General features: G+C 35.5%; 11 protein-coding genes and 3 pseudogenes. 7 read left to right on the top strand and 7 right to left on the bottom strand.

What is annotated here, in order from left to right; genetic code table 11:
• Positions 1 to 169 precede the first annotated feature (169 nt).
• Positions 170 to 1558: an MFS transporter gene (locus tag C564_RS0122705; RefSeq protein ID WP_018766949.1), complete on the bottom strand. Its 1389-nt coding sequence runs from the start codon at positions 1556 to 1558 to the stop codon at positions 170 to 172.
• Between the two features lie 965 nt (positions 1559 to 2523).
• Here C564_RS0122705 and C564_RS0122700 point away from each other — a divergent pair.
• Positions 2524 to 2736, top strand: a pseudogene (locus C564_RS0122700) (IS5/IS1182 family transposase); the annotation flags it as partial.
• Positions 2737 to 2845: 109 nt separating this feature from the next.
• On the opposite strand, the gene C564_RS0122695 reads toward C564_RS0122700, so the two are convergent.
• A complete protein-coding gene (locus tag C564_RS0122695; protein WP_018766946.1) occupies positions 2846 to 3586 on the bottom strand; it encodes a GntR family transcriptional regulator in 741 nt (246 codons plus the stop codon).
• Positions 3587 to 3750: 164 nt separating this feature from the next.
• Here C564_RS0122695 and C564_RS0122690 point away from each other — a divergent pair, with 164 nt between their 5' ends.
• The 4 genes from C564_RS0122690 (at position 3751) to C564_RS37690 (ending at position 7032) form a co-directional block, all read left to right on the top strand.
• A complete protein-coding gene (locus C564_RS0122690) occupies positions 3751 to 3897 on the top strand; it encodes a hypothetical protein (protein ID WP_003206049.1) in 147 nt (48 codons plus the stop codon).
• Between the two features lie 599 nt (positions 3898 to 4496).
• Entirely contained in the window at positions 4497 to 5297 is an 801-nt protein-coding gene (locus C564_RS0122685; RefSeq protein ID WP_018766945.1) for a hypothetical protein, read from the top strand.
• 172 nt (positions 5298 to 5469) lie between these two features.
• Complete coding sequence (locus C564_RS0122680; RefSeq protein WP_003195672.1) at positions 5470 to 5781, top strand: heavy metal-binding domain-containing protein; 312 nt, start codon at positions 5470 to 5472, stop codon at positions 5779 to 5781.
• A gap of 573 nt (positions 5782 to 6354) precedes the next feature.
• The gene (locus C564_RS37690; protein WP_018766944.1) at positions 6355 to 7032 is read left to right on the top strand and encodes an alpha/beta hydrolase fold domain-containing protein; all 678 of its coding nucleotides are present in this window, start codon (positions 6355 to 6357) and stop codon (positions 7030 to 7032) included.
• 216 nt (positions 7033 to 7248) lie between these two features.
• On the opposite strand, the pseudogene C564_RS0122670 reads toward C564_RS37690, so the two are convergent.
• Positions 7249 to 8829: pseudogene (locus C564_RS0122670) on the bottom strand (multicopper oxidase family protein); the annotation flags it as partial.
• Positions 8830 to 9032: 203 nt separating this feature from the next.
• On the bottom strand, positions 9033 to 9662 hold the full coding sequence (locus C564_RS0122665; protein WP_018766942.1) for a GNAT family N-acetyltransferase: 630 nt from the start codon (positions 9660 to 9662) through the stop codon (positions 9033 to 9035).
• Between the two features lie 127 nt (positions 9663 to 9789).
• On the opposite strand from C564_RS0122665, the gene C564_RS0122660 reads away from it, so the two are divergent.
• Complete coding sequence (locus tag C564_RS0122660) at positions 9790 to 10608, top strand: MerR family transcriptional regulator (RefSeq protein WP_018766941.1); 819 nt, start codon at positions 9790 to 9792, stop codon at positions 10606 to 10608.
• 242 nt (positions 10609 to 10850) lie between these two features.
• On the opposite strand, the pseudogene C564_RS35240 reads toward C564_RS0122660, so the two are convergent.
• Together C564_RS35240 and C564_RS35235 are read right to left on the bottom strand one after the other, a co-directional pair.
• A pseudogene (locus tag C564_RS35240) lies at positions 10851 to 10988 on the bottom strand (SDR family oxidoreductase); the annotation flags it as partial.
• A gap of 100 nt (positions 10989 to 11088) precedes the next feature.
• On the bottom strand, positions 11089 to 11229 hold the full coding sequence (locus C564_RS35235; RefSeq protein ID WP_018766939.1) for a YflJ family protein: 141 nt from the start codon (positions 11227 to 11229) through the stop codon (positions 11089 to 11091).
• A gap of 157 nt (positions 11230 to 11386) precedes the next feature.
• Between C564_RS35235 and C564_RS0122640 the strand changes: the two genes are divergently transcribed.
• Positions 11387 to 11746, top strand: coding sequence for a hypothetical protein (locus C564_RS0122640; RefSeq protein ID WP_018766938.1), 360 nt, complete (start codon positions 11387 to 11389; stop codon positions 11744 to 11746).
• Positions 11747 to 11772: 26 nt separating this feature from the next.
• Here C564_RS0122640 and C564_RS0122635 read toward each other — a convergent pair whose 3' ends face one another.
• Positions 11773 to 11958: a YhzD family protein gene (locus C564_RS0122635; RefSeq protein ID WP_003195690.1), complete on the bottom strand. Its 186-nt coding sequence runs from the start codon at positions 11956 to 11958 to the stop codon at positions 11773 to 11775.
• Positions 11959 to 12017 lie beyond the last annotated feature (59 nt).

Raw genomic sequence — 12017 nt, 5'->3', positions numbered from 1 at the left:
TTAGATTAATCCCATATAGAATACAGATTAAGTTTGTATGATAAATGTATCAAATAGAAAGGAATGATACATGATGTTGACGATTTACACAGTCTATCAAATTTTATCTCTTCCTTCTTATTTACACACAAATCTATTACCATCTATTCTCACTAGAACCTTTATAAACCTATTTTGTCGCTTTTCGTCCTACTAATACCCAGTACAGAGATAAACTGAAAAGGGTAACGAGTACGAGGATGAATAGGATATTACTAAACATGGAAGCATCCACATTGTTTGTCATTCCGAAGAAACTTTTTTTCATTGCGGAATGGTCCATCATTGCCGCTGTGTAGGCAATTCCGATTGACATCGCGACATTAAGTGTTAAATTATAAAATCCGATTGCTGTTCCTGTTTTTTCTTTATCAATTGTACAAATGCAAGAGTCAAGTAATGGTGCATACATGAATGCAAATGAACTAGAGAATAGAACCATAGAGATTACGAATACAACAACAGAAGTTTTGATAAAGAATCCGCCTAATAATAAGCTGATTATAATGCTGCACATAGCGAGCGTAATGCATTGCTTGCTTCCCATAACCTTTGCAACTTTTCCTGAAAGAGCCCCAACGATAGTCGCTGCGATATATCCTGGAATTAATAATAGTGAAATTGTATCTAGCTGCAAACCGTAAATCTTTTCAAGCAAGAATGGGAATAGGAAAATATATGCTAGCTGTACAGAGTAAATGATAAATGCAACGCCAAGCAATGAGATAAACTGCTTATTTTGGAAGAATGAGATTCCGATAAACGCTTTTGAATTCTTACTAATATAAGTAAGGAACAAGGCAATTGCAACAATAAACAAGACTAGGTAAAGCCAATTGAAATCTGTAATATATAGTAGTAGAGACGCTGAAATGGCTCCGACTAGGAATAATCCTAGTACATCTACATGACTGTTTTTCGCTTCTTCCTTAGGAATGTATTTTAAAATAAAAGGAAGAGTGAAAAGTGTTACTAAAGAAATTAAAAATAGAGTTGTCCAATGGAAATATGTTGAAACATAACCTCCAGTTAATGCACCGATAAGCTGTGAAAGAGCAAAACTACTTGTACTTAATCCTAAAAATTTCTTTTGTTCATCTGCAGGTAAATGCTTTGTGACAAATATTACATATAACGTTTCAGCTGATGCTAAACCAGCAGTTTGGATAATACGTGAAATAACAACTAGTAAAAACGAATGTTGAAAAATATATCCCATGACTGAACCGACACAGATTAAAATAATCCCAGCGCTAAAAAGTTTTCTAAAACTAATAGAATCCGCTAAAGCTGCGTAAACGACTGCTCCAATTCCAATCACAAGACCAGCTAATGTTGCTTGCCAGCTAACTGTTGTCGCTGAAATGTGAAAATCTTTTGCCATATCAACAGAAATAATCTTAAACGAATTGTCAATTACTAAACATAATAAAAATAACAGTAAGGTAACAGGTACTGCTTTCTTAGCACTATATTTCTGAGTTTTCTTCATGCTCACATCTTCATTAATTGTAGACATAGCTATATTCCTCTTTTCTTGTTATTCAGGGAATTGTCTTCCTGAGTCATGATTGTCTGGCCTTTAACTACCAATTGATCCTTTTGTAAAGGATGGTTTCAGTAATTTCTACACCTTTTGTTTCATATGCGAGGCTTTCTTGTGCACAGTTGTACCGATTTTTGTTCGTTCCTTCTTATGGTGTTTAAAAAGGAAACGTTTTCATGAACAACCAAAAAACATCTTATCTTTTGATTACGCTTTCATGATGATGCATAATAACTCCTTGAACTATATAATATTGTTTGGTTATTTAAAAACTTGTATGCACTTGAATATTGAAAAGGATATCATGCCTTTCCTTCTTATGATGCTTACAAGGAAGCATTTTCATGAACAACCAAAAACATCTTACCTCTTGATTGCGCTTTCATGATGACTCTTTGGGATATACAATATTGTATAGTTGTCTAAAAACTTGTATGCATCTGAACAATGAAAAGGATATCATACCTTCCCTTTGCTCACAACCCATCTTTCTTTTGGAATTTGTCTTTTTTGTTACAAAAAAATCGCCCCCATTATAATTGTAAGTAACCACACAAACAAGAAATAGGAGACGATTTTTTTATCCCGCATTAACGGGCAGTAATACTCCCACCTCAAAATTCGGTGAAAGCAAAGCAGTTAGATGGGAGATCAACGGCCCGTAAAAGCCCGATTGGCTCAACTAATAATCAGTGGGGGATGAAGAAAGCCCCCACTGATTAAAGTTTCACTTTATGAGTAACCATTCAGCTATTTTCATTCATTAATAACATGGGTCGGTTAATTCTACCAATGGACTATAGCGATTTAATCCCAGAAGATTATGTGGTAAGAGTGATCCATGACATGGTGAACAAGCGAAAACGGAAGTAGAACAGGAACAAGATAAGGGAGCAAAAAAAGAGAAAAAGAAAGTGTATCAAGAGAAACGAAAAATACATAAGAAACTGAAAGAAGACTATTTATCACGACTACAAAAATATGAGTCACATCAAGAGACTTTCGGTGATCGTAATAGCTTCTCGAAGACAGATTCAGATGCCACGTTTATGAGAATGAAAGAAGACCCCATGACAAACAGTCAACTGAAAGCTGGATATAATGTGCAAGTAGGAACAGAAAATCAGTGTATTGTAGGATACTCTCTTCACTAAATTCCGACAAATACACGTTGTTTCATACCGCATTTGGAGAAATTAAAAGAAGCCAATAGCTCTCCACAAATGGAAATTTCTAAGAGATAATGGATTGTTCATTCGGTTATTTAGATGTTTTAATCCTAATTTGACTAAATTCTATTGGTATATAGTATTTATTATAAACCACAGGGTATTTGTCGCTGATATATACACTTTCTAAAATTAAATCAAATTCCTCCCCATGGAAAATTTGGTATTTTAATGACGGAGTATTGGCGGAATTAGAACGTTTAATTTCAATGGTAGAGGAGTTAGCCAGTTCATATACTTTCTCCTCCAACATTTCCAATACTTGCTTCTCGTTATGTAAGTCAAGGTTCAATTTGGAAACGGCTTCTATTGGCATCATAGTAAAAGCAAAAGCTACTATCTTATCGTGATTTTTATACCAGCGTTCCAACGCAACCACTGCAGTCATTTGTTGATTTAATACTTGTATTGCATAGTCCGTTACTAGGTCAATTCGGAAATTAAGTTCGATATCATCTATTTTTTCCGTATAGCATTTATATAAGGGATTCCCCAGCTTCTCTAAGCCATCGCTACTTTCATTATGATGAAATCTTGTAATGAAATTTCCTTTTCCATGGATATTTTTAACTAATCCATCTTCTTGTAAAAGTGCCAAAGCATGTCTTAATGTCATTCTGCTCACACCAAATATTTTGGCCAATTCGGGTTCTGTTGGAAGTTGGCTGCCTAGAGGAAATGTTCCATCCGTGATTAATTTATACAATTGGTCATACACAATGACGAATAGTGGTTTTTTTGGTTTATTGAGTTCATGAAGTTTATTGTTCATTTTCTTATACCCCTATAGTTTTTCAAATTCGTGACGATAAATTCTATTTCTTCTCGTTTTATAGTAGTTTATTTTCTTTTTCTATTGTAGCTTACTTTTCCGCGTAAATTAATACGCTTTCAAAAATTCATTATAATTTGCACTAGGTGTATTTGTCACTCAAAATGAAGATGAACGATATTGCGGACCACATCTTCATTAATCAAGAGTACGAATTTCAGTGGCTTGCGTTACATGAAGAAGAGGATGATGGGAAGGACTTCTGTTATGACCTTCGAAATCAAGCGGTTCAAACCATTTATCGGGATTAAAGAAGGTCATTGTACTTGATGCTGGAGGGAAAGCGAGTGACCTTGGTGTATGAACAAGAGGATTTCCAAGACAGTCTTCTTTAGCCGTAAACATTGGGTGTAAATACTAATTTTAGGATGCCTGATATTTTATCAATTGGACTGGGTGGGGGAACTCGCCTTTCTGGATTAGACGAAAAGTTTATGAAAGTGTAGGCTATGAGATTACCAAAAAAGCACTTCTTTTCGGTGGAGATGTACTCATTTCTTCATATGTTGTGACGCTTTTAGGGCAGGATTTTGACGATAAAGCAATGTAGACAGAACATGTATCAGTAGAGTTTTGTAATAAAGCTACTGGATATTACCTTGTTTTATTTCAAACAACTTATGCATCCGTTTAACTTTGTTTTTTGATTTGTTCTGATGGTACTGAAGGTACGGGAATGAAATGAATGAGCTATTTCACTGCGAGTGGCAGTTTTATAGAAAGAGCCTTAAAATTATATACTTAGAAGATGGTTTCAATATCGCAACGAATCTATTTTTTTCTAGAGGATCTAATTTGTTTTTGATACATTAATAGTTGGGAAATACAAATAAGGGGTAGAGACGTAGATATGGAATTATTTGATTATTATAAGCGAAAAGGGAAGTTTAAACTTTTTATTGGAACCTGTATTTTTCTATTTGCACTATGGTGTGTATATGGAACTTGGGGAATGGTGAATTGGGGACAAGTTATTTTTATTGTAATCGTTTCTTCTGTTTTTTTCGGAATTGGATTTTGGCAGTTACGAAAAGGGAATTTGATACAAAAGAATGCGGTGAAAAGTAATGTAACGTTTTGGGATGTCGATACGTTTGTCGTATTAGAATTGCCTAAACAGAATAAACAATTTGGTTTATATCATCCTGATGGGGGATATGTTGCTGGAACAAAGATCATTTCATCTAACGTTCTTTTTTCAGTGATACCTTTTTTAAGTAATAGAGATGTTTATGGATTAGAAGCGAGTAGCGGGGAAATTCTTGCATATTTTCATACTGAAGCTGACGGGTATGATTGGGTAATCTATGATTCGGATTATAACCAAATTGGTATGTTTAAAGAGAAGATGATACAAGGATTTGCGGCGATACGTGGTTCTTTAATGACTGATAAAGTAACAAAATTGTCCGATGTAGAAGTAGAGTTTGATTTTATTCAAAGTACTCTTCGTACAACAGATGGACGTACATTAGCAATCGGTAAGCAAGGGTATATGCCTATAGAATGGAGTGAAAGGTTTATGGGACTAAATGTGCCTACTATTACATTAGGTTCCAATGCGTCTAAGAATGAAAAAATTCTAGGGCTAGGGGTGCTCCTATATAGCTTACGTACAATTGAGATTAGAAAAAATAGAGCGAGCGTTTAATAGAAAAAAATAAACGAAACGATTAGAACAGAGTCCATAAAGTGATTCTGTTTTTTTTATAAATCTTACAAAGATGTCATCTTTCTGTAAGATTATTAGATAGTTCATTTATTTTTTTAATGTAATAATAAAGGTATAAGAAACGCCAATAAATGATAGGAGAGTGTCAGTAATGATTGTAACAACAACTTCTGGAATTCAAGGAAAAGAAATTATTGAGTATGTGGATATTGTAAATGGTGAAGCTATTATGGGTGCAAATATTGTCCGCGATTTATTTGCTTCTGTTCGTGATGTTGTAGGTGGCCGTGCTGGAGCATATGAAAGTAAATTAAAAGAAGCGCGTGACGTTGCGATGGAAGAAATGAAACAACTTGCGAAGCAAAAAGGAGCAAATGCAATTGTTGGCATTGATGTAGACTACGAGGTTGTTCGTGACGGAATGTTAATGGTTGCTGTAAGTGGTACGGCTGTGCGTATATAAAAATAAAAAGCATGTTATAGATGATAGGATAATCCCCTTAGAGTAGAAATACCCTAAGGGGATTTTTCATAGTTAAAAAGGCTCAACACCTAATACTTATTCAGACGAATTACAACTATCGGCTGTTCAAAGCTATTTATATGGTGAATGCAATTATCAACTCATAGCTAAGCGATAGAATATTAGGAGTTCTACACAAGTTAAAGGTTGGCGAAGAAAGTATAAAGAATTTGGTGAAATTAAAGGTATCCGTGGAAAGAATAATGGAACTCAAGGGATTCTTCATCTACTAAAAGGCACAAGTTTCATATTAAAAAAAGACATGTCTGATTACATGGCATACTAAATTTTTCAGTGTACATCGCTCGAGTTATTATAAATGGATTCAAATGAAGTGCTCGTTACAGATGAAGCTTTAGAATTCAATGGTATAATACTAAAAAACGGATATACCCAATAAATCTATCATTACTGTAATTTTAAGGGATTATACTACAAATCAGAGCCTAATGAAAAAGAAAATCCCATTCCAAAAAACAAGTAAGAGTACCGTTCTAAAAGGAGGAAAGCTTCATGCGAAATGCTGTATACGAGTTGGTTGAGACGAATGATAGTCTGCCTTTTGATGTTTCATTGAACAGTGTCAATTATGTACCGAGTCATTGGCATAACAGCGTAGAGATTATTTTTGTGCTGCGCGGTACGGTGGAGGTTAGGCTAAGTCATGAGAAACGGACGCTTTCTGAGGGAGACGTGCTACTTATCAACCAATGTCATGTGCATGAGGTGATTGGCCTTGATCGGAATATTATTGCGACGTTTCTTATTCCTTTCAGTTATTTGAAGGAAAAAATAGCACGGGCAGATGAGATTAGCTTTGATTGTTATTCAGGAGATAAGCAGCGGCGTCATGCTTTAGACCTGGTGCGACGTTTATTGGCTGAAAGCGGTGAGTTATTTTTCAGGCTGTACTTGCAAAGTAAAGCGGAAATTACTGATCCTCACGTTTCTCCGCTCCTTTCAGATCAATTAAGTAATATGCCGCAGACGCTAATTGCAACTGCTGAATTTGATTATTTAAAAGTAGAGTGCGAAGCTTACGCGGCAAAACTTGCACGAAGCGGCGTACCTACAAAGCTTATTCAGTACAACGGTACAGATCATGCATTTATGGATAAAATTGGTTTGTATCCGCAAGCGGAAGATTTAATAAATGAAATTGCAAAAGAGGTTAAGCGAGTATTTGCTTAATTAGAAAAAGCTTGTTCAAAAATACGTTTTTTGAACAAGCTCTATATTTCAAGATGCATAAGGAACTTTGAATAGTTTTATGATAAAGATATCAAATGAATGAAAAGGAGAAGAGAAATCATGGAATCATTATTTCTCTTCTTTTTTATTTTTCCGTTGTTTATAGCAGTCAAAACATTGAGAAAAGGAGTTATCGCTGCATTGTTCTGGATCTCATTCGCATGGGTTAAAGCTAGGATTAGCTAGCACCTCGTATGGTCTCATCATATCGTAATCTTCGTGTTCAAGAATATGACAGTGCCATGGGTAAGTTCCTGTAAATGGACCAAAGCGTGCGATAATCCGGGTCACTTCTCCGGGATTAGCACGAACAGTATCTTTCCATCCTCTCTCGTTTGGATCAGGTGGTATGGGCGGTCCGACTTTGAGGTCAGAACCATTTGGATCGCCAGTAAATACAGCACGATTCAAAATTTGAAAATTGACAAGGTGCAAATGAATCGGGTGAGTGTCTGGTGTCGTATTGTACAGCTCCCAAATCTCTATAGTTCCATTATACGGGGTTTCTGTAATAGGCTGATTCCACTCCATGTTATTTAATAATGGCATAGGGCGTCCAAAATTATCGGTAGCTTCAAGTAAAGTGTTTTTTCGTGTGATTACAGCATCCTGGGGATTCAGCTGTTCCAAGCAACTCAACTTCTCTGGAATTTTACTTTTGTCAGGTTTGCAGTATGTTTGTTTGACGCGAAATTGCGTAATCTGTCTCAGATCTTCAGAAGGACTTTCGCCGTCAGGGAACGGGGTTGGTGCGTCATTTGTTAAAATAATACTCTGACCATTATGGTTTGAAAAATCGACAATGACATCGGCACGTTCCGCAGGTGCAAGGATGATTTCGGATACTAGGACTGGTTTTTCCAAAAGTCCTCCATCCGTACCAATTTGGACAAAATTTTGCCCAGAGCTCAGCTTCATACGATAAAAACGAGAATTGGAGCCATTTAGGATGCGGAACCGGTATTTCCGCGGCTCAACCTCAAGATAAGGCCATACTTTTCCGTTGACTAAAATTGTGTTACCGAAAAATTCAGGGACCACTGACGGATTTGGTAATGTAGGATCGATTGGTGGAGGTGGCTGTGGGGCTGGAGGCGGCATATTTCCTGGTTGGGATGGATAAAAGAGTTCACCATTGGCATAGAACGAACGATCTTGGATGACCAGCGGGATTTCAAAGTTTCCACTCGGAAGATTCAATTTCTTCTCTTCTTCATCTCTGAGAAGATAGAAGCCCGCAAGACCTGCATAAACGTTCAAACGAGTAATTCCAAGGGCGTGATCATGATACCAAAGTGTTGTAGGGCGTTGACAGTTTGGATAATAGTAGACTTCAGTCACGAATTTCGGCCCAACATTTTTAAAATCTCTTGTGAACCATGCATCAGGATATCCGTCACTTTCTGGACGAACACGGCCTCCATGTAAATGGACAACCGTCCTAACAGAAGGTATGGATGATTCCGCACCATGAACAGTTTGGTCGACAGGCAGCAGGTGTTCAAAGGGCAATTTATTTTTCCATTTTACAAGAATAGGGTGATTTCTTTCTGCTTCGAATGTAGGACCCGGGTACATACCGTTATAGCCCCAGACAGTAGTTGGCGGCAAATCCCGATGTAATTTTTGTTTGACTTGCTTCATTGTTACTTCATAGAATGGTACTCCATCATGGGTACCTTCTGCTTTTAAGACAGGAGGAATTGGTAATGCATCGACAAATTTTTTAAAAGACAATTCACTGCCTCCTTTTTAAATCATCAAATATTGTTTGTCATATATAATATGAATTTAATGTAGGCCGGTATAGACGAATTTCTAACAGGAAATGAATGAAATAGGCTGGAATTGTAAAAAAGCAATTTGTTTCAGAGAAAATTTCATTTAAATGAGTTATGGTGAACCGTACCCCGAATAAGTGATACGGTTTTTACCAGCAGTTAAAAATCATAACAGTATAAAAATACATTAAGTTTTGTTTTCATTGAATCGAAATAAATTTCTTTTTCATTTATACGTTCAAAGTTTTGACTATCATAAAATCCATAGTTACATTTATTATCTGTATATAGATATAAAGATTTCACATTCGTACTTTTCATATAATTAGACAAATGATTCATTAGAGCATTTCCAACCCCAAGACCTCTAGATTCCCCTGATACAATAAATAACTGTATACAACCTTGAAAATCATCTTCCTTTCCTTCTATAAGTTCTTTATATGTGTCTTCAACCTTTGAGGATTCTTTTATGAATTTTTTATTCTCTTTATTAGTCATGAATACTTTCAGCATGGTGTAGGCAAAACTTAAAGTATTATGAGCTTTCTTTAAACGCTTTTTGTCTTTTTTTGAATCCCCCAAAATAACACCAATAATTTTATTGTCTTTTTCTGCTACTGTGCTAAATGAACTCCCTAAAATACAACTTTGCAAATAGATGTTTAATACGGAATCTAAAAATTTTTTATCCTCAATCATTTCATTGAAGCCAAATGCTTCACCAATCAAAGCTTTGACAGATTCATAATCTTCTTTAACTAGACTTCTGTATGTTACTGTATTCATGTTTCGAAACTCCCTTGTATATAAGTGAATTTTGTATTTTATTGCAAATATCTTATTATGATCATAAGGTCTCCCTTAAGGGGAGAGTCAATGATAATATAAGAAAAATATAAAGGAAGTGATTAGGGTGAAAAACTTATTTTCTATTGGGGAAGTTGCGAAAATAAAGGACATCACAATAAAAGCGTTACGATATTATCACAAAATGGGGATTCTTATTCCAAGATATATTGATGAAACAACAGGTTATAGGTATTATTCTATAGATCAATTTATTCATATAGATATTATAAAAAGCTGTAGAGAGTTAAGAACGAGTATAGTAGAGCTTCAAGAGATTTTTAAGGACTGTGATACTGATCAATTACTACAATTTTTACAATTAAAGAGATATGAAGCAGAAGAAAACATAAAGAAAATGCAAGAAGTAATCAAAACCATTGATAGCTTAAATATGAAGGTAGAGACTTCTAAGGATATATTAAATAGTGATGAGATATCTATTCAGTTCTTTGAACCGCGCTATGTAATTGTAGCACCATGTAAAGAAGTGGGAAGTTTACAAGAGCTACTTTACTATTCAGACTTAGAGAAAATCATTCAAGATAAAGAGAGGAAAATGTCAATGGAAAGAGGAATCATATATAACTTTAATTCAGAGGGGGATGCAGAACCAAAATATGTTTTTAGTAGATTTCAAGGGAATTCTAATATAGAAGCTGAACAAAATATAAAAATATTACCAAAGGGAAAGTATGTAACGTTATCTTATAGTAAAGAGAATGAAGAGGAACGTCGAAATAAAATCATTAAATATGTAAAAGAAAATAATTTAAAAGTTAAAAGTTTCATTGAAGTGGAGTTATTTAACGATTTCTTTAATACAGAATCTTATAGCTGTCAAATTCAAATGCTTATAGAAAATAATGAGTCAGTTGACGGTTAGGATATATACAAGTTAAAAAACCGACATAAAAACCCTTTTCTTTTTAGAGGGGGACTAGAGCATCTGGCCATGCATAGAAGCGGTCAAGACCTTTTCCTGCCACGTGCGAGTGCAGGTCACGTTGTATTTTGCTTAGATATCGAAAAATTAAAATAGATTTATATAGTCACGTTGAACCGTACCATAGGTAACTAAGTAAATAAGACCACTAAATTAGTGGCCTTAATAGATGTTAATTAAAGTTAATAAGAAGTCCAGCCGCCGTCTACAGCAATAACTTGTCCGTTTACGAAACTAGCCTCGTCTGAGCCTAAGAAGATAGCTAGCCTTGCAACTTCTTCTGGTTGTCCGGCACGTGGATTAATTGCCATACCTAATGCGTTCAAGATTTTGTGTCTCCAATATATATGAAAACAGCCTTTATGAAAAATAAAAAAGAAGCAACGCAAAAACAAACGTTGCTTCTTTCTTGTATTAGGATTAAGCCGATTCTTTCTGAACTCTCTCAAGCAAACTAGCCAACACATGCGTACGATAGGATTCTAGTTTTTTACCTTCATAAGTACGGATACCTAATTTTTTTAGTTCCTTTACATACCAACCTTTGCTACCGAAATACATAGAATCGCTCCCCTTCAAATTTGTTTTTTTTATGTGTTCTGATTGTTACTTGGAGGTACGGGAAATAGATGAAGGAAATGAATTTCGTGTGAAAATGGTTAACTTTGATGCAAAAGACATATATACTAAAGGTAGTATATAACGAGGTGGGCACGACGTGATTATAGAGAAGCACGAAATTCAAATTGACCAAATTACGAGCGGAAAGGTGAATATATTTACTTTCTACCGAAATAGAAAGCAAATTGACGATCCGTTTTTACAATTGCAAGAGCCATCGCTTACGGCTAACTACTATTTCCATTTTCATTTGGATGCAGAGAGCTTGAGTCTTCTGCAGGAAGAGTTTCCTAATGTATATCCGTACGACGGGAATGGAACCATTCACGACTGGACGGAAAAGATGAAAGATGAATTGCAGCGCCAAATTCAAACTGGAAAGTGGAACAGACGCGTGCGTATTGGTAACCGGATTCTAGATGTGGTATTTACGTGGTGTGATGAAGATATAGAATGAAAAAGAAGCGGATGACGCTTCTTTTTTTAGCGCTGGAATAAAACGAGTTTTCCTGCGGAAGATGTGCAGCGATGTGTGTGCTTATGCAATCCCTTTTCTTGTAAAATGGATGCTCCTTTTGATTTCGCTTCTGCTTCTGTTGCCGCCTCGAATGATTCGTCTAGCATTTTTGAACCATCTTTTTCAAAGACTGTTAGAACGTATACTCCCATGAAAATTCCCTCCAAAAATTAAAATCAGAATCTTATAACTATTTTGTCATAAAATGCTA

Origin of the sequence: Bacillus sp. 105MF (assembly GCF_000374885.1) — a bacterium.
Taxonomy (GTDB): Bacteria; Bacillota; Bacilli; order Bacillales; family Bacillaceae_G; genus Bacillus_A; species Bacillus_A pseudomycoides.
This window is presented reverse-complemented; position numbering and strand designations above follow the sequence as displayed.